The sequence below is a fragment of the Pseudarthrobacter sp. NPDC080039 genome (assembly GCF_040702335.1).
Lineage (GTDB): Bacteria > Actinomycetota > Actinomycetes > Actinomycetales > Micrococcaceae > Arthrobacter > Arthrobacter enclensis_A.
Map to the genome: position 1 here is coordinate 77,979 of NZ_JBFBKY010000007.1, position 17,089 is coordinate 95,067.

The 17,089-nt window shown below is 67.3% G+C and carries 17 protein-coding genes; 1 reads left to right on the forward strand and 16 read right to left on the reverse strand.

The window, feature by feature from the left end; all coding sequences use genetic code 11:
• Window positions 1–29 precede the first annotated feature (29 nt).
• The 16 genes from AB0313_RS10360 to AB0313_RS10435 form a co-directional block, all read right to left on the reverse strand.
• Window positions 30–455: a hypothetical protein gene (locus AB0313_RS10360; RefSeq protein ID WP_366305378.1), complete on the reverse strand. Its 426-nt coding sequence runs from the start codon at window positions 453–455 to the stop codon at window positions 30–32.
• Between the two features lie 7 nt (window positions 456–462).
• Window positions 463–1,704, reverse strand: a complete 1,242-nt coding sequence (locus AB0313_RS10365) for an ABC transporter permease (RefSeq protein WP_141944952.1) — start codon at window positions 1,702–1,704, stop codon at window positions 463–465.
• Window positions 1,701–2,420 (reverse strand): ABC transporter ATP-binding protein, encoded by a 720-nt coding sequence (locus tag AB0313_RS10370; RefSeq protein ID WP_307309241.1) that lies wholly within the window; start codon window positions 2,418–2,420, stop codon window positions 1,701–1,703. Before AB0313_RS10370 ends, AB0313_RS10365 begins: the two co-directional genes overlap by 4 nt.
• Window positions 2,421–2,422: 2 nt before the next feature.
• A complete protein-coding gene (locus AB0313_RS10375) occupies window positions 2,423–3,952 on the reverse strand; it encodes an HlyD family efflux transporter periplasmic adaptor subunit (RefSeq protein ID WP_366305381.1) in 1,530 nt (509 codons plus the stop codon).
• Between the two features lie 109 nt (window positions 3,953–4,061).
• Window positions 4,062–4,874, reverse strand: a complete 813-nt coding sequence (locus tag AB0313_RS10380) for an IclR family transcriptional regulator C-terminal domain-containing protein (protein ID WP_366305383.1) — start codon at window positions 4,872–4,874, stop codon at window positions 4,062–4,064.
• A gap of 23 nt (window positions 4,875–4,897) precedes the next feature.
• The gene (locus AB0313_RS10385) at window positions 4,898–5,572 is read right to left on the reverse strand and encodes a 3-oxoacid CoA-transferase subunit B (protein ID WP_366305385.1); all 675 of its coding nucleotides are present in this window, start codon (window positions 5,570–5,572) and stop codon (window positions 4,898–4,900) included.
• 1 nt (window position 5,573) lies between these two features.
• Window positions 5,574–6,275: a 3-oxoacid CoA-transferase subunit A gene (locus AB0313_RS10390; RefSeq protein WP_366305387.1), complete on the reverse strand. Its 702-nt coding sequence runs from the start codon at window positions 6,273–6,275 to the stop codon at window positions 5,574–5,576.
• A 3-nt stretch (window positions 6,276–6,278) separates the two neighbouring features.
• Window positions 6,279–7,481, reverse strand: a complete 1,203-nt coding sequence (locus AB0313_RS10395; RefSeq protein WP_366305389.1) for a thiolase family protein — start codon at window positions 7,479–7,481, stop codon at window positions 6,279–6,281.
• Window positions 7,478–7,918, reverse strand: coding sequence for a 4-carboxymuconolactone decarboxylase (pcaC, locus tag AB0313_RS10400; protein WP_366305391.1), 441 nt, complete (start codon window positions 7,916–7,918; stop codon window positions 7,478–7,480). Before pcaC ends, AB0313_RS10395 begins: the two co-directional genes overlap by 4 nt.
• Window positions 7,915–8,733, reverse strand: a complete 819-nt coding sequence (locus AB0313_RS10405) for an alpha/beta fold hydrolase (RefSeq protein ID WP_366305393.1) — start codon at window positions 8,731–8,733, stop codon at window positions 7,915–7,917. Before AB0313_RS10405 ends, pcaC begins: the two co-directional genes overlap by 4 nt.
• The gene (locus AB0313_RS10410; protein ID WP_366305395.1) at window positions 8,726–10,198 is read right to left on the reverse strand and encodes a lyase family protein; all 1,473 of its coding nucleotides are present in this window, start codon (window positions 10,196–10,198) and stop codon (window positions 8,726–8,728) included. Before AB0313_RS10410 ends, AB0313_RS10405 begins: the two co-directional genes overlap by 8 nt.
• Window positions 10,195–10,752, reverse strand: a complete 558-nt coding sequence (gene pcaG / locus AB0313_RS10415; protein ID WP_141944929.1) for a protocatechuate 3,4-dioxygenase subunit alpha — start codon at window positions 10,750–10,752, stop codon at window positions 10,195–10,197. The genes AB0313_RS10410 and pcaG overlap by 4 nt, the downstream gene beginning before the upstream one ends.
• 2 nt (window positions 10,753–10,754) lie before the next feature.
• Complete coding sequence (gene pcaH, locus AB0313_RS10420; RefSeq protein WP_141944927.1) at window positions 10,755–11,624, reverse strand: protocatechuate 3,4-dioxygenase subunit beta; 870 nt, start codon at window positions 11,622–11,624, stop codon at window positions 10,755–10,757.
• Between the two features lie 44 nt (window positions 11,625–11,668).
• Complete coding sequence (locus tag AB0313_RS10425) at window positions 11,669–13,552, reverse strand: TIM barrel protein (RefSeq protein WP_366305398.1); 1,884 nt, start codon at window positions 13,550–13,552, stop codon at window positions 11,669–11,671.
• Entirely contained in the window at window positions 13,552–14,433 is an 882-nt protein-coding gene (locus tag AB0313_RS10430; RefSeq protein WP_366305400.1) for a shikimate dehydrogenase, read from the reverse strand. Before AB0313_RS10430 ends, AB0313_RS10425 begins: the two co-directional genes overlap by 1 nt.
• 149 nt (window positions 14,434–14,582) lie before the next feature.
• A complete protein-coding gene (locus AB0313_RS10435; protein ID WP_366305514.1) occupies window positions 14,583–15,371 on the reverse strand; it encodes an IclR family transcriptional regulator in 789 nt (262 codons plus the stop codon).
• Between the two features lie 308 nt (window positions 15,372–15,679).
• Here AB0313_RS10435 and AB0313_RS10440 point away from each other — a divergent pair, with 308 nt between their 5' ends.
• Window positions 15,680–16,999, forward strand: a complete 1,320-nt coding sequence (locus tag AB0313_RS10440) for an MFS transporter (protein ID WP_366305402.1) — start codon at window positions 15,680–15,682, stop codon at window positions 16,997–16,999.
• Window positions 17,000–17,089: the final 90 nt, after the last annotated feature.

Below are 17,089 nucleotides of genomic sequence, written 5' to 3' on the forward strand. Positions count from 1 at the left end.
ACCCGCCGTCGTCCGTTCCCTTTTTCGCCTTATTGTCCGGCCGGCGCCGCCGGGGCGCTGGCCGGGGCTGTAGCCCCGTTGTTCTGGCTACGCCGTCCCTGGCCCGGTGTTTGGGTCCCGGCATTGTTGCCGTTGCCGGCACCCGCGCGGCCATTGGTTCCCTGGAAGTTCCCCGCATTGGTGCGGGCGCCCCGGGCACCCATGTCCAGCTGTTTCTGCACCATGGAGCCGCCGAAGAACCCGGCCACCACCAACAGCACGCACACCAGGACCTTCGTGGAGCGGCCCGGCGTATAACGCTTCCTGGGAATGAAGGGCTCGTCGTCGGGTTGGACCTCTGCGGGTTCGTCGGGGAAGGGCGCGGGCTCCCCGCCCGAGGCCGTCAGGAAGACCGGAGCCGGCAGAGCCTCGGTGACGTCGGCGGTGTCCGGATTGCTTGGACTGGAACTGTTCACTGGTTTCCTATTCATAGCGGAGGGCATCAATGGGCCGCAGCTTCGCGGCCTTGTTGGCGGGGTAGACCCCAAATACCAGTCCAATGACGGCGGATACCGCCAGGGACAGCCAGACTGTCCATGCCTGCACCTCGGGTTGTACACCGAGAACCGGGAATGCGCTGCCGGCGAAGCCGACGGCGATCCCGGCCACTCCACCGATTACGGAAATCACCAGGGATTCGATCAGGAACTGCGTCACGATGCTGCCCCTGGACGCACCGATGGCCTTCCGGATGCCGATCTCGCGGGTACGTTCGGTCACGGTGACCAGCATGATGTTCATGACGCCGATCCCTCCCACCAGGAGGCTGATGGCCGCCACGGCGCCGAGCAGGATGGTCAGTGTCTGGGTGGTGTTGGTGGCGGTCGTGAGGATCTGCGCCTGGTTGCGCACCTGGTAGTCGCGGTTGGTGGAGTCAACGTGGTGGCGGGCGTCCAGGATCATCTGGATCTCGTTTTGTGCCTGGTTCATGACGTCCGCGGAGGCAGCCTGCACGGTAATCGATGCCAGTGTGGGCGCGTACCCGGTGAATTTGTTCTGCGCGGCGGAGAACGGCACCACCACGATGTCATCCGGATCGTTCAGGCCCGTGGACCCCTTGACTGCGAGGACGCCGGACACCGTGAAGTTCTGGCCGTTCAGCTGGATGGTCTGGCCCACCGCGGAACCGGTGGCGTTGCCGAAGAGGTCGCTGGCCACCGTGTTGCCGATGACGGCCACGGGGTTCCCCGCCTGCTGGTCGGCGTCGGTAAAGGACGCCCCGGACGCCATGGCGCTGTTGGTGATATCGAAGTACGACGCCGTGGTCCCCAGGAAGCTCGCCACGGAATGGGTGGCGCTGGTGTACGTTGCGGTGACGCCCTGCGCCTGGGCGATCGGTGCCGTCCGGGCCACATCCGGCGCCAGCACAGCGTCCGTGAGCGCGTGCTCGTCGTCGAGGGTGAGGTTGGTGCTGCGGGTGCGGCTTGTCCCGGCCTGGCCGCCCGTGCTGCGTCCCCCCACGCTGGTGGAACGGCTGACGGTCAGGACGTTCGTGCCCAGCTTGCCGATCTGGGCCTTGATGTTGTTGCTGGTCCCGGCCCCGACCGCGAGCAGGATGATGACAGCGGCAATGCCGATCAGGATTCCCAGCGTGGTGAGTACCGAACGCATCTTGTTGGCGGCCACCCCGGACAGGGCGAACCGCGCGGATTCGAGAAGGTTCACGGCGCCACCGCAAAGGTTCCCGCGGGCACCGGTTGCTGCCGGACATCGGAGACGATCCTGCCGTCCTGCATCCGCACCACCCGGCCGGCACGCTCTGCTACGTCCATTTCGTGGGTGATCATCACGATGGTCCGCCCACTGGCGTGCAGGGTCCCGAAAAGATCCAGGATCTCGGCCGAGGACCGCGAATCCAGCGCTCCGGTGGGCTCATCGGCCAGAAGGAGGACCGGGTTGGTCACCAGGGCCCTGGCGATGGCGACGCGCTGCTGCTGGCCGCCCGAAAGCTGCGACGGCTTGTGTCCCGCCCGGCTGGACAGTCCCACGGTATCCAGCATGGCAAGCGCGCGGCTGCGCCGCTCGTGCCGCCCCACTTTCGCGTAGGCGAGCGGCATGGCCACATTGTCCACGGCCCTGGTCCTTGAGATCAGGTTGAAGTTCTGGAACACAAAGCCGATCTTGCGGTTGCGGATCTGTGCCTGCTGGTATTCATCCAGTTCCCGGGTGTTGATGCCGTCCAGGCGGTAGCTTCCCGTGCTCGGGGCATCGAGGCAGCCGATGATGTTCATCATGGTGGACTTGCCGGATCCCGAAGCCCCAATAATGGCCACGAAGTCGCCCCGCTCGATCGAGATGTCCACCTTGTCCAGTGCGCGGACCTCAGCCTCGCCCCTGCCGTAGACCTTGCTGACGCCGGACAGTTCGATGACAGTGGGCATGCCTACTGGCCGCCGTTCCGGGCGCCGCCCCGGTTGCTGCCGCCGCCCAGCCCCCCGGCGCCGAAGCCGCCGCCGGTCGGGGTGCTGCCGGTGTCAAGGGTGCTGGAGATGGCGGGCAGTTCAACCTGGTCCCCTTCGGCGAGGCCGGTCAGGACCTGGGTACGCCCGTTGGCGCTGATCCCCGCGGTGACCGTTACCGGTGTGGGGGTGCCGTTTTTCAGGACGTTGACCGTCTGCCGGTTACCCGTAGTGGTGATGGCCAGGCTGGGGACCACCAGGGCGTCGTCGGCCGTGGCCGTCGTGACCGAAATGTTGGCACTCTGGCCAAGCCTCAGCCCTGCCGGGGGATTGGCGATGGAGACCGTCACCGGGTAGGTGACCACGCCGTTGGTCGTGCTCGCGGTCTGGGCTATGGAGACCACCTTGCCGGTGACTGGTGCCGCGGCCGGGTCCTGTGCCAGTGCGGGAAAAGTGAATTGGGCCGTCTGGTCCGGTTTCATGCTGGTGACGTCGGATTCAGAGAAGCCAGCCACCACCTGCAGGTGGCCCGTGTCGCTGATGGTGACCAGGCCGCTGCCGGAGCTTGCCCCGCCGGACGACGAGCTCGCCGACGAGGCGGACGCGGCCGCCCCGGTGCCGCCACTGGCTGCCGTCCCGGAGGAACCTGCCGAGGAAGCCGGGGAGGACCCCGTCAGCGCGCCGGCCGTCGCACTGACCGACGTGACGGTTCCGGCCACGGGTGAGGTCAGATTGCAGGCGGCGAGGTTTGCCTTGTCGGTGTCGACGGCGAGTTGGGCGCTGGTGACGTTGGTGCCCCCTGCCGAGGCCGCGCTGTTCTGGGCGTTGCCCAGGGCGGTGGTGGCGGAGGCGACCTGCTGCTTGTCCTTGAGCTGCGTGGACGCCTCCTGGTTCTGGGCCTGGGTCAGCGCGGCCTGGTCCTTGGCCAGCTGGTTTTGGGCTGCCGCCACCGGGTCCGTCCAGTTGGCAGGTTTCGGGCTGGGGACGGGCACGGACTGCGCGGCAGTCACGGCAGCGTTATCGGCATCGACAGCTTTCTGGGCCGCGGACACAGTTGCCGACTGCTGGGACGCGTCCAGGCCGGCGGACTGCTGGGCGTTGACCAGGGCCTGGTTTGCGGTGGCCACCTGCCCGGCGGCGGATACCTGCTGCTGGTTGGCCTGGGCCGTCACTGAATCGAGTTGGGCCTGGGCGGCGTTGAGGGCGTTCTGGGCGTTGGTGGGATCGATGGACAGCAGCGGCTGGCCGGCAGTCACCTGCTGGCCCAGTGTTGCTGCCACCGAAAGGATCACGCCGCTGCAGTTTTGCGCGTTGACCACCGTGGTGGTTTGCGGGGCGACATTGCCCGAGGCTGTGGCCACCGATGAGATGGCTGCCTTGCTCACCGTTACCGTTCTCGTGGCCGCCGCCGGGGTGGTGGATCCAGCCGCGGTAGCCGTGAGATAGGTGCCTGCGCCGAGGGCCACGATGACGGCGCCCAGGCCCAGGTTGATAACGAGGGTTTTTGAGGTCATGGCTGGACCCTAAAAGGGCCGCCTGAAGAAATGCCGTGAAATTAGTGGGAGCAGGGCGATTGAGACTTAATGTTTCGTTCCAACCAGGTTCACCCGCCTGCAAATGGAGCTACCCCCGCGCAGTGAGGTCTGCGGAGATGAGCGTGGCGGTGGCCATGATTTCCTTTGCCACCGACGCGAGGTAGCCTTCGGGGTCAGGCTTGGCCTCGACTGACTGGGCCTGCAGCGACACGTTCACGGCTGCCACCACCTTGGCACCGTCATACACGGGCGCCGCGACGGACATGAGGCCAAGTTCCAGTTCCTGGTTGAGCAGGCACCAGCCTTGCGCGCGGACGGTTTCCAGGACGGCCAGCAACTCGGCCGCTGTGCCCAGGGCACGCGGAGTAAGCGGCTTGATGTCCGCGGCCGCCAGGTACTCCTTGAGCTCGGCAGGGGGCAGGTGCGCGAGCAGTACACGGCCCATCGACGTGGCGTACGCGGGGAAGCGGGTGCCCACTGTGATGCCGATGGTCATGATCCGGCGGGTGGTGACCCGGGCAATGTAGGCGATGTCGGTGCCGTCCAGCACGGCAGCGGAGGTGGACTCGCCCAGCTTCAGGGACAGTTCCTCCAGGTGTGGCTGCGCCAGCTGTGGCAGGGACAGCCCCGAGAGGTACGCGTACCCCAGCTGGAGGACCTTGGCCGTCAGGGCGAACGTCTTGCCGTCGGTCCGGACGTACCCCAGTTCCACCAGGGTGTGCAGGAACCGGCGGGCGGTGGCGCGCGTCAGGTCGGTGCGGGAGGCGACCTCGCTGAGCGTCATGACGGGACGCTCAGCGTCGAAGGCCCGGATCACGGCCAGGCCCCGGGCCAGCGACTGGACATACTGGTCGCTGGCCTGCGGGGCTGTCCTGGTCTCTGTCCCTGCGGCGTCGGTCATGGTTACCAATCCTAGGGGCGTCCTCAGGCAGACGCGGCCTTGAGGGGGACGGGGATGAGCTCCTGGAGTTCTTCGAGGGTGCAGCCGAAGGTTTCGCGGACGGTCACGCCCTCGGGTCCGGTGAGGAACACGCCCCTGTCGGTGTAGACGCGGGTGACGCAGCCGACGCCGGTGACCGGGTAGGTGCAGGCGTCCACGATCTTCGAGGCGCCCTCGCGCGTGAGGAGGGTCATCATGACGAAGACGTCCTTGGCGCCGGTGGCGAGGTCCATGGCACCGCCGACGGCGGGAATCGCGCCGTGTGCGCCAGTGTGCCAGTTGGCCAGGTCGCCGGTGACGGAGACTTGGAACGCGCCCAGCACGCAGATGTCCAGGTGCCCACCACGCATCATCGCGAACGAGTCCGCGTGGTGGAAGTACGACGCGCCGGGGAGTTCGGTGACCGGAATCTTGCCGGCGTTGATCAGGTCCTCGTCGATCTCATCCCCCTTGGCCTCGGGGCCCATGCCGAGCATGCCGTTCTCCGTGTGGAGGGTGATGTTCTGTTCCTCGGTGAGGTAGTTGGACACCAGCGTTGGCTGGCCGATGCCCAGGTTCACGAAGGACCCGGGCGCGATGTCGCGGGCTACCAGCTTGGCGAGGTCATCGCGGCCGAGGGCGGTTTCGGAGGTCTTGATGCTGGTGTCGGTGAGGCTCATTTCAGGCCGCCTTTCCTGCCGTGGTGGAGGTGCCCAGGCCGCTGCCGGCAACCTTGACGATGCTGTTGACGAAGATGCCGGGGGTCACGATGTTCTCCGGGTCCAGGCCGCCGGTGGGGACGATCTCGGACACCTGCACAATGGTGTGTTTCGCGGCGGCGGCCATGATGGGGCCGAAGTTGCGGGCGGTCTTGCGGTAGACGAGGTTGCCTTTCCCGTCCGCCTTGAGTGCCTTGATCAGTGCGACGTCGGCGTGGATGGGGGTCTCGAAGACCTGCCATTTGCCGTCCAGGAACCGGGTTTCCTTGCCCTCGGCCAGCATGGTGCCGTAGCCGGTGGGGGTGAAGAACCCGCCGATCCCGGCACCGGCGGCGCGGATCCGTTCGGCCAGGTTTCCCTGCGGCACCAGTTCGAGCTCGATCTGGCCGGCCTTGTACTTGGCGTCGAAGTGCCAGGAATCGGACTGCCGCGGGAAGGAACAGATCATCTTCTTCACCCGGCCTTCCTTGATGAGCAGCGCCAGGCCCTGGTCACCCTGCCCGGCGTTGTTGTTCACCACGGTCAGGTCGGTGGCGCCGCAGTCCAGCAGCGCGTCGATCAGTTCGAAGGGCTGGCCGGCGTTGCCGAACCCGCCGATCATCACGGTGGAGCCGTCCTTGATGCCGGCCACGGCATCCTGGACCGAATCAACAAAGTTGAGCATGGCTTATGCCTTTCCGTTTGAAGCAGTCACGTTTTCAAGCACCACGGCCAGGCCCTGGCCCACGCCGATGCAGATGGCGGCCACGCCCCAGCGTTCACCGGAGGCCTGCAGGGACCGGGCCAGGGTGCCCAGGATCCGGGTCCCGGAAGCACCTAGCGGGTGGCCCATCGCGATGGCGCCGCCGTGCCGGTTCACAATGTTGTGGTCGATGCCCCAGGCGTTGATGCAGGCCAGGGACTGCGCGGCGAACGCTTCGTTAAGTTCGACGGCGCCCACTTGGTCCCAGCTGATGCCCGCCTTCGCGAGGGCCTTGTTCGCCGCCTCGACGGGGGCGTAGCCGAAGTACTGCGGATCATTGGCGTGCGCGCCGCGCCCGGCGATGCGGGCCAGCGGATCCAACCCCAGCAGCCCGGCGGCCGCCTCAGACCCGATCCACGCCGCGGAGGCGCCGTCGGACAACGGCGACGCATTGCCGGCGGTAACCGTGCCGTTCTCGGTCCGGAACACCGTCTTGAGCCCCGCAAGCTTCTCCGCGGACGAGCCGGGGCGCACCCCTTCGTCCCGCACCAGGTCCGTTCCCGGCACCGGAGCCACCAGGTTGTCATAGAACCCCTCGTCCCAGGCGGCGGCGGACAGGTTGTGCGAGGCCGCGGCGAACTCGTCCTGCGCCTCCCGGGTGACCCCGTACTTCTCGCGGAGCCGCTCGGTGGCCTCGCCCAGGGAGATGGTCCACTCCTTGGGCATCGCCTTGTTCACCAGGCGCCAGCCCAGCGTGGTGGACGCCAGGGTCATGTCGCCGGCCGGGTACGGCTTCTCCGTCTTCGGCAGCACCCACGGGGCACGGGACATCGATTCCGCACCACCGACGAGCAGCAGGTCGGCGTCGCCGGCATTGATCTGGCGGGACGCGATGATCGCCGCATCCAGCGAGGACCCACAGAGCCGGTTTACGGTCGTGCCCGGGATCGACACCGGCAGCCCGGCCAGCAGGGTGCCCATCCGGGCGATGTTGCGGTTTTCCTCGCCGGCGCCGTTCGCGTTGCCGAACACCACCTCATCAATCCGCTCAACATCAAGACCCGGAGCGCGCCGCACCGACTCCTTGATCACGTGCGCGGCAAGGTCATCCGGACGCACAGCGGCAAGCCCGGAGCCGAACTTACCGAACGGGGTGCGCACGGCGTCGTACACAAAAGCCTGGTTCATGAAGGTTCATCCATTTCTTTGAAGGCCTGCTGGGCGGTCTTGAAGGCGGTGTTGGCGGAGGGAACTCCGCAGTAGATGGCGGTCTGCAGCAGGATTTCCTTGATCTCGTCCCTGCTGAGGCCGTTGGTGATGGCAGCACGGATGTGCATGGCCAACTCCTCCCAGTGGCCGTGCGCCACCATGGCGGTAATGGTGACCGCGGAGCGCATCTGCCGGGTCAGGCCGGGACGGGTCCAGATGCCGCCCCAGGCGATGCGGGTGATCATGTCCTGGAAGTCGTCGGTGAACTCGTCCTTGTTGGCGTTGGCACGGTCCACGTGTGCATCACCCAGGACTTCACGCCGGACCACCATGCCGCCGTCGTAAATTTCCTGGCTGGTGGCGCCGGGTTGGACTACGCCGCGACGGTCAGCAGACTGCCGTTCCGCGCCGCTCATTTGGCTGCCGCCCGCGATTCGACCCAGCTGATCAGGCTGCGCATGAGATCGGCGAGATGCGCCGGGGCCTCGGCGGGAGCCAGGTGGGCGATCCCCTCGATGGTGACAGCCGTGGCGGTGCCGCCCCCGGCGGTGATGCCCGCAGCCACTTCCTCCGCCATGGCCGGGGTAGCCACACCGTCCAGTGCACCGGCGATGACCTGGGTGGGGACGGTGATGCCGCCGAGCTCATTGCGGACGTCAAAGGCGGCCAGCGCTTCGCAGCAGAAGGCGTAGCTGAAACGGTCCGCGTCCCGGAGGGAATGCAGGAGCCGGCTGCTGAATTCGGGTTCCCGGTCCATGAAGCCCGGGGCGAACCAGCGCTGCGCGGAGCCCTGGATCATTACCGGCGTGCCCTGGGTGCGGACGGTTTCGGCGCGCTCCAGCCAGCCCTCGGGGGTACCGATCTTGGCGCCGCTGTTCTGCACGGACAGGCTCTTGAGACGCTCCCCGTGCCTGATGCCCAGGTGGAGCCCCACGGCACCCCCCAGGGAAACACCGGCGTAGTGGAAATTCTCACCGGGGGCGATCGAATCAACCAGGTCCACCAGAGCGTCAGCCAGCGCGGCGACGTCGAACGCGTCGGTGGCGACCGGAGAAACCCCGTGGCCTGGCAGGTCCCACGCCACCACGTCGTAGTCATGACCGAGCAGGGATGCCACCCTGTTCCACAGGATCGACGAGGTGCCCAGGGACGGACCGGCCACGACCAGGGGGTGGTCGCCCAGGGGTCGCTGGGGGGACAGCAGCGCTGCTTTCAGGGCCGGTTTAGCCATGGGAAGCTCCATTCGCGTCGGGGGAAACAAAGTCAGGGAAGGCTGCCAGGATGCGGCGGGTAATCTCCGCCGACTGGCCAAGGTAGCTGGCGGGGTCCAGGAGCTCTTCCAGCCGTGCATCAGGGACGACGACGGCGGGAACTGCGTCACGGACCAGCTTGCGGTACGTGGCGGCCTGCTCTGCGGGGGGCACCTGCAGCGTTTGGTCCACCACGTGCTGCAGCTGCTGCTTGCCGCTGCGGCCGTCCTGCTCCGTCAGCAGTGGGGCCACTGCGGTGCTAACGCCTTCGGCCAGCAGCAGCGGTCCGGCAAGCTCCAGGTTGCGGCGCATGGCGGCCGGGAACACGCCCAGCCCTTCGGCGAGTTCCCGGATGTGCCCGGCCGCACCGAGGGTGAGGGCCAGCAGCTGCCGCAGTGCCGGCCACTCGGTATGCCAGGCCCCGTCCGGGCGTTCGTCGTTGAAGTTGGCGGCCGCCACGTGCAGCTGGGCTGCCAGCTGTGGCGCCTGCAGGGCGGCACTGCGGACCAGGACGGACAGTACGGGGTTCTGTTTCTGCGGCATGGCGGAGGACACCCCGCGGCCGGCGGCGCGCGGCTCGGCGAGCTCGGCCACTTCCGGACGGCTCAGGAACAGGACATCCGCGGCGATCTTGCCGAAGGCGTCCAGTACAGAGGCGAGAGCGTGCCCGAGGGACGTAATGGCAAGGCGGTTGGTGTGCCAGGGAGCCGGGGCCGGGGCCAGGCCAAGCTGGGCTGCCAGGTTGTCGGCAAGGCTGAACGGCGTCGCATGCGAGCCCTCTGTCAGCACGGTTCCGGCCGCGAGAGTTCCGGCCGCACCGCCGAACTGGACCGGGAACTGCAGTGCCTCCAGCTGGCGGCCCGCGGCGGCCACGCCCTGGAACCACTGCGCCGCCCGAAGCCCGAAGGTGTAAGGAAGCGAATGCTGCGTCAGGCTCCTGCCCACGCACAGGGTGTCCCCATGCTGCCCGGCCAGGTGCGCGAGCGCCGCCGTGGTGCCTTTCAGGTCCGCCAGGACCGCGTGGACGGTGTTGCGGGCCAGCAGCATCAGGGCGGTGTCCAGGACGTCCTGGCTGGTCAGCGAGGTGTGGACCGCCCGCGCCGCACCAACTCCGGCGGTGTCCAGCGCCGCAACCTTCTTCCGGAGGTCCGCCAGCAGCGGGATTACCGGGTTGCCGCCGCCCTGGGCACGCACCGCGATATCGGCCAGGTCGTAGCGCCCCGCCTCAGCGGCGGAGGCCACGACGGCGGCGGCACCGGCAGGTGCCAGGCCCGCCCGTTGCAGCACGGCGGCCCAGCCCGATTCGACGGCGAGGATCGCCGCCATCACTGCCCGGTCCCCCGTCAGTGCCGCCACCAACGGTGACGCTGAGACGGGACTGAGCAGGCCGGCGTCGGCCTCTTCCGCGAAGGCGCGCAGATCTCCCGTGGCGGCGGCGTGAGTCACTGGAAGTCCAGGAAGACCGTCTCGTCCCCGCCCTGGAGACGGATGTCCCAGGTGAGGCCGCCGTCGGGATCGCGGCGGGCGATCAGCGTCTTGCGGCGCTCGGGGTCGAGCGCGCTGAGCAGGGGATCGTTGGCCAGGGCCTCGGTGTCCTCGGGGAGGTAGATGCGGGTGAACAGGCGGTTGGTGAGGCCCCGGGCGAAGAGCGCCACGGAGATGAAGGGTGCGGCACCCGGCTTGGTGGGGCCGGGGTTGACGGTGGTGAAGGTGAACACGCCGGTGTTGCCCACGGCGCCGCGGCCCCAGCCGGTGAAGGTGTAGCCGTCACGGACCAGGGACCCGGTGCGCTGGACGATGTTGCCCTCCGCGTCGGGCTGCCAGATTTCCAGGATGGCGTCCGGAATGGTGTGCCCGGCGCCGTCATACACGGTGCCCTGCAGGCGGATGGAACCGGGTGAGCCCGGGGCCAGGAGTTCGTTGTCCTTCTCGAACGGGAGGGCGTAGCCGTAGAACGGGCCCACGGTCTGGCCGGGGGTGGGTACCAGTTTGGTGCTCATCTCTACTCCTCATCCCCGGCGTCGCCGTATGCTTCATTTTCGGTCCAGGTCCGCTTGGGACCGGTCAGGACGATGTCCCAGTTGTAGCCGAGTGCCCACTCGGGTTCGGTGAGGCTGTGGTCGTAGGTGGCCACCAGCCGGTCGCGGGCGTCCTGGTCCACGATGGTCTGGTAGATGGGGTCCAGCGGGAAGAGCTGGTCTCCGGGGAAGTACATCTGGGTGATGATGCGCTGCGTGAATTCGGTGCCGAACAGCGAAAAGTGGATGTGCGCCGGGCGCCACGCGTTCAGGTGGTTCTTCCACGGGTAGGCGCCGGGCTTGATGGTGGTAAACCGGTACGAGCCGTCCGGGCCGGTGATGCAGCGGCCGATACCCGTGAAGTTGGGGTCGATCGGGGCAGGGTGCTGGTCGCGCTTGTGGATGTAGCGGCCGGAAGAGTTGGCCTGCCAGATCTCCACCAGCTGCCCGGCTACCGGGCGGCCGTCGCCGTCCAGGACCTTGCCGGAGACGATGATGCGCTCACCGAGCGGTTCGCCGTTGTGCTGGATGGTCAGGTCCGATTCCAGCGCGTGCACGTCCTGGTGCCCGAACGCCGGCGAGTACAGCTCGATGGTCTCGGGGTCGGCGTGCTGCAGGCTCTTGGTGGGGTGGCGCAGGATGCTGCTGCGGTACGGCGGGTAGTCCAGGCGGGGCTGGATCTCGGCCTGGGCGCCGTCCTTGAGCGCGCGCTGGTAAGCCTCGCCGATGGCGCTGATCTCTGCGCTGAGGTCCGCCTGGGATTCGATGGCCTTGTCCAGCTGGTGGGCAGCCTTCGGTTCGGCCGGGGGCACGAGTTCCTCGGACTCCAGCTCTGAAGTGATGTCTTCCGGCACGGCTGGCTCCTTTCTGATCTGTTGATTGTCTTGCGTCTGTGGCTTTATGGGCGAGGGCTGCGGTGCAGCGAGTCGTACTGCACGGCGTGGCGCACCGGAGCATTCGGGGCGCCGTAGCCGTCATAGTTTCCGCGGCGCTCCACCATCTCGAAGAACACACTGCCCACCGTGGCCGTATAGAAGTGCAGGAATTCGCCGTCGGCGTCGCGGTCGAACAGCAGGTTGAGTTCCTGGAGGGTGGCCAGGAATTCCGGCTCAAGATCAAACCGGGCGTCAAGGTCCTCGTAGTAGTTGGCCGGGATCTGCAGGAATTCCAGGCCCCGGTCCCGCGCGGCGCGGGCCGTTGCCACGAGGTCGTCCACGGCGAAGGCGATGTGCTCCTGGTAGGTCTTGCGGGCCTCGTTCCGCGCCTGCTGGATGGGGGCGAGGTTCAGGACGAGCCGAACCGCACCGTGGGAGGTCTGCATGACCTGGGAACGGACCAGGCCGCTGGGGCTGGGCACCTCGGCGAACGGCTGCGGCTCCAGGGCCAGGGCGCTGGTGTAGAAGAGGACGGCCTCGTCGAAGTGCTGCCACGGCTGGGCGAGGTTGACGTGGTCAATGACCGCACTGGCCCCCGCGGAGGGGTGTTCCAGCCCTTCCCCAAATTCGTGCGTCCAGGCAGCCGTTCCGTCCGGGCTGCCCTGGCAGAGGAAGATCTCGGTGGAGTCCGGCGCGGAAATGCCCTGGAACACTTCCTCGTCCGCCTGGACCTTGCGGGCCACCACCGGGGCCTTGAGCTGCTGCGCCCGGGCGGAGGCAATCACGGGGGAATCGACGTCGAACCCCAGCGCCGCGATGGCGGGTTCCGCGTGCCGCGCCGCCTGTTCATTGATGATCACCCGGGCCTGGCCCATGGTCCACAGCTGGACGTCCTTGGTGCGGTGCCGGCCCTCGAACGCGAAGCCGAGCTGGCCAAGGAGCTTCTCCAGCTGCGCGGTATCGTCCGCCTTCACTTCGGCGAAGTTGAACCCGGCTGGTTCGTTCACCTTGGGCAGCGTGGCCAGTTCCATGGGATAACGACGGCGGTTCGCGCCGCCGCTGCCCTGCGCGGCGTCCGTGGAGGTGCCCGCGAGCCACTTGGCGCTCTGTTCCTCCAGCCAGATGAGCGAGCGCATGGCGTCCACCGCGGTGCGTTCGACGTCGGACTGCCGGAAGACGTCGTTGAAGACCTCCAGCGAGACCGGCCCGGTGTAGCCGGCGCGGACCACGTGGCCCATGAACTTGGCCAGCTCGAACTGCCCCTCACCCGGGAAGACCCGGTAGTGGCGGCTCCAGGACAGGACGTCCATGGAGAGCTTGGGGGCGTCGGCTACCTGGACGAAGAAGATCTTGTCCGGGTTGAAGGCCTCGATGTGGGAGGTCTCCCAGTCGCGGGACAGGATGTGGAAGGAGTCCAGGCAGGTGCCGAGGTTGGGGTGGTCCACCATCTCCACGAGGCGGTGGGCGTGCTCGTAGTCGTTGACGTACTTGCCCCAGGCCAGTGCCTCGTAGGCGACTTTGATGCCGTGGTCGCCGGCGAGGTTGGCGAGCTGCGCCAGCTGTTCGGCGCGGACGGTGTCGTCGTCAATCGTGGCGGTGGCAACGTTGGAGCAGACCAGGACAGTGTCCATGCCCAGGCGGGACATGAGCTTGAATTTCGCTTCCGCGCGGCGGAGGTTGGCTTTCAGCAGGTCAGGGGTGACGCCGTCGAAATCCCGGAACGGCTGGTACAGGTCCAGGCCCAGGCCCAGGTCCGCGGCCATCATGCGTACCTCTTCGGGGCTGAGGGGCGAGGTAACCAAGTCCTGCTCGAAGATCTCGATGCCGTCGAAGCCCGCGATGGCGCAGGCGTGCATCTTTTCCTTCAGCGTGCCGGAGAGGCAGACGGTGGCGATTCCAGTGCGCATCAGGCGGCCACCTCCTCGGCGGCCACGAGTTCGAGGAAGTGCGAGCGCATGCGGTCAGGATCCGCGACCAGGCCGGTGAAGATGCGGAACGCGTCGGCGGCCTGGCCCACGGCCATGCGACCGCCGTCCAGGACGTCGCAGCCTTTGGCGCGGGCGCCGCGCACCAGTTCGGTCTCGATGGGCCGGTAGACAATATCCGCCACCCAGTGCCGGGATTCGACCAGGTCGAGGTCCAGGGGGACCCCGGGGTGGGCTGCCATCCCCACCGGGGTGCAGTGCACCAGGCCGTCGGCCAGGGGCATCAGCTGCGGCAGCTCCGCCGTCGCGCCTGCCTTGATGGTGCGGCCGGGGAAGAAGCCGGACAGCTCGGCTGCCCGGGCTGCGGCCCGCGCGGGGTCAACATCCACCAGGTGCAGCGTGCGGACTCCGGCGGTCAGCAGGGCATAGGCGACGGCGGAGCCGGCGCCACCGGCGCCAAGCTGCACCACGCGGTCCAGCCTGGCTCCGGGCAGGCCGGTAGCCAGCGCTGCAGCGAAGCCCGAGAAGTCGGTGTTGTGGCCGATGAAGCGGCCGTCGCGGATGACCACGGTGTTGACGGCGCCCAGCCGGCGGGCGTCCGGGCTCACCTCATCGAGGTGTTGAAGGACCAGCTGCTTGCAGGGGTGCGTGATGTTCAGGCCATTGAAGCCCAGGGTGCGGGCGCTCTGCAGGATGGCGCCCACAGACTCACCGGGCAGTCCCAGCTCCAGAAGGTCGATAGGCCGGTACAGGTAGCGCAGGCCCTGCACGTCGCCTTCCCGTTCGTGCATGGGCGGCGTGAGCGAGGGCATCACGCCATCACCAACCAGTCCCACGAGGTAGGACTCAGTTCGATTGCTCATGCGGGCAGCTCCTTTGGTACGGCACCGGATACGCATAACTGGCTGCGTAGCGGGTGATAGGGATTACAGTACAGCAAATGTTCACTTATCGCACTAGTGTTCTAGATACGAACAAATTGGGCAGGAAGAGCCCGCGACCCGGATGACTCCTACCGTTGCGGCAGCCGGGCGGCCAGTTCTGCGGCAGCTTCCTGCAGCAGGGGCACGTGGGCGGTCAGCCCCTCGAGGTCCAGCCGGAACACCGGCACGGCAGTTGCCAGCGAAGCGAAGGCATGCCCCTGGTCATTGAGCAGCGGTACGGCCACCGCGCGCATGCCGGCCTCGTTTTCCTCGTCCATGACGGCGTAGCCCTGTCGGCGCACCTTCTCGATTTCAGCCCTGAAGGCATCGCGGTCCGTGATGGATTTCCCGGTGAGCGCCTCCAGCGGAAGCTCGGCCAGCAGCTTTTCACGCTCCGCATCCTCCGCGAACGCCACCAGGGCCTTGCCCACCGCCGTAGTGGAGAGCGACCCGAGGTGGCCGGGGTCGCTGGTCACGCGGAAAGTCTGCGGCCCATCCACCTTGCTGACGGTCAGGTGGTGCAGGCCGTCGCGGACACTGAGGATGGTTGCTTCGCCGGTTTGCTCAGTGACGCGGCGGAGGATGGGCATGGCCGTCCCGGCAAAGCCATGGTGGTTGGAGACACGCTGTCCCAACTGGAAGATTCTCAGGCCCAGGTGGTAGCGGCGCCCGTCCGGCTCATAGTCGACAAAGCCATCGCGGGTCAGGGAGCCAAGCAGCCGGTAGGTGGTGCTGAACGGAAGCTCCGCCCGGCGCGATATGTCCGCGGCGGTAGCGCCACGCGGTTCGTCACCCAGCAGGACGAGCAGGCCAAGGGCCTTGCCCACCATGTCCGTGCGGTCCGCAGGACGCGCGCCGACCTTCCCCGCCGGAGGCATGGCATTTACGGGTTCTGCGGCCGTTGCGGCGACAGCGGATTCTTCATTGGCCGCTGTGGTTTGGTTCACACTCATAACTCCATATTGCCACAATGTGAGAGCTGCTTCTAGATGATGATTATTTTTCTTGACAGGTGACAGCCCTCACAGTCATAGTTTCTATATCGCACAAGTAGCTCCCACAATGTGGCTACTTATGCCGGGTCTTTTCCGGACTCCAGCCGCATCGCACCCCGCCCGCACCAAGGCAGCGGCGGCTGCGACCCCCAGATCCATCCGCGACAATGTCGTCACACCAAAGGAACACCATGAGCAAGACACTTCCGTCCGCAGGGGCGGGTGCCCTCACCTCCGCCGGGACGCCCAGGAAGGCTGCCCTCGCCAGCTTCCTCGGCAGCGCCGTCGAGTACTACGACTTCTTTATCTTTGGCTCCGCAGCGGCGCTGATCTTTCCCACCGTCTTCTTCCCCAGTGCGGATGCCAACGCTGCCATCATGTCCTTCGCCACCTTCGGGTTCGCCTACGTGGCCCGGCCCATCGGCGCCATCATCCTGGGCCACTTCGGCGACCGGGTGGGCCGCCAGAAGGTCCTGATGTTCACTTTGGTGCTCATGGGTGCATCCACCTTCGTCATCGGCTGCCTGCCGGACTTCCGCACGGTTGGCTGGTGGGCTCCGGCCCTGCTGGTACTGGCCCGCCTCTGCCAGGGCCTCTCCGCCGCGGGAGAGCAGGCCGGCGCTTCTTCCATGACCCTGGAGCACGCCCCGGACAACCGCCGTTCATTCTTCACCTCGTGGACCCTCACCGGCACCCAGGGCGGCCAGATCCTCGCAGCCCTGGTATTCATCCCCGTCCTGACCCTGCCGGATGAGATCAAGTTCGGCATCGGCTGGCGCATCCCGTTCTGGCTCAGCGCCGCCGTGGTTGTTGTAGCGTTCCTGATCCGCCGCACCCTGCACGAACCGCCCGCCTTCGAAGAGGCCCGGAAGACAGCCCAGATCGCCAAGCTGCCCGTAGCGGACCTGCTCAAGGGCCACTGGCGCGACGTGCTCCGCGTGATCTGCTGCGCATTCATCGCCGCGGTCTCCACCGTTTTCGGCACCCTGGCCATCAGCTACGCCAAGACCGTGGCCGGCGTGGACGGCACCACTACCCTGTGGCTGGTGGTTGCTGCCAACATCGTGGCCCTGGGCACCCAGCCGTTCTTTGGGATGCTGGCGGACAGGATCGGCCGCAAGCCCGTCTTCATCTACGGCGCCCTGGCCAGCGCCGTCCTCACGCCCGTGTTCCTGCTGAGCCTGGAGTCCCACAGCGTCCCCCTGATGTTCCTGGCCGCGATCGGTTACTTCTCCGGCGGCTACGCAGCCGCCAACGCGGTCTGGCCATCTTTCTACGCGGAAATGTTCAGCACGAAGGTCCGCTTCTCCGGCCTGGCCATCGGAACCCAGCTGGGCTTCCTGATGGCAGGCTTCGCACCGGCCATCGTGGCTGCGATGGGCGGCATCAAGCCCGGCGGCTGGGTGCAGATCACCATCTTCACCGGCATCATCTGCGCCGTTGCGGCTGTGTCCGCCCTGACCGCCAAGGAATCCTTCCGGACCCCCACCAAGGAACTGGGCCTGAAGTAGGGGCGCCCCCACCCTAGTCACGAAACCGGCGAAGCCCGCCACCCCCAGGAATGGCCAGGGGGTGGCGGGCTTGGTCGTGGGCTGGAGGGC

Bases quoted from the DNA above. Each gene is read 5' to 3' on its own strand.
- AB0313_RS10370 (WP_307309241.1), bottom strand. From the start codon at position 2,420: ATGCCCACTGTCATCGAACTGTCCGGCGTCAGCAAGGTCTACGGCAGG.
- AB0313_RS10375 (WP_366305381.1), bottom strand. From the start codon at position 3,952: ATGACCTCAAAAACCCTCGTTATCAACCTGGGCCTGGGCGCCGTCATC.
- AB0313_RS10380 (WP_366305383.1), bottom strand. From the start codon at position 4,874: ATGACCGACGCCGCAGGGACAGAGACCAGGACAGCCCCGCAGGCCAGC.
- AB0313_RS10385 (WP_366305385.1), bottom strand. From the start codon at position 5,572: ATGAGCCTCACCGACACCAGCATCAAGACCTCCGAAACCGCCCTCGGC.
- AB0313_RS10390 (WP_366305387.1), bottom strand. From the start codon at position 6,275: ATGCTCAACTTTGTTGATTCGGTCCAGGATGCCGTGGCCGGCATCAAG.
- AB0313_RS10395 (WP_366305389.1), bottom strand. From the start codon at position 7,481: ATGAACCAGGCTTTTGTGTACGACGCCGTGCGCACCCCGTTCGGTAAG.
- pcaC (WP_366305391.1), bottom strand. From the start codon at position 7,918: ATGAGCGGCGCGGAACGGCAGTCTGCTGACCGTCGCGGCGTAGTCCAA.
- AB0313_RS10405 (WP_366305393.1), bottom strand. From the start codon at position 8,733: ATGGCTAAACCGGCCCTGAAAGCAGCGCTGCTGTCCCCCCAGCGACCC.
- pcaG (WP_141944929.1), bottom strand. From the start codon at position 10,752: ATGAGCACCAAACTGGTACCCACCCCCGGCCAGACCGTGGGCCCGTTC.
- AB0313_RS10425 (WP_366305398.1), bottom strand. From the start codon at position 13,552: ATGCGCACTGGAATCGCCACCGTCTGCCTCTCCGGCACGCTGAAGGAA.
- AB0313_RS10430 (WP_366305400.1), bottom strand. From the start codon at position 14,433: ATGAGCAATCGAACTGAGTCCTACCTCGTGGGACTGGTTGGTGATGGC.
- AB0313_RS10435 (WP_366305514.1), bottom strand. From the start codon at position 15,371: ATGCCTCCGGCGGGGAAGGTCGGCGCGCGTCCTGCGGACCGCACGGAC.
- AB0313_RS10440 (WP_366305402.1), top strand. From the start codon at position 15,680: ATGAGCAAGACACTTCCGTCCGCAGGGGCGGGTGCCCTCACCTCCGCC.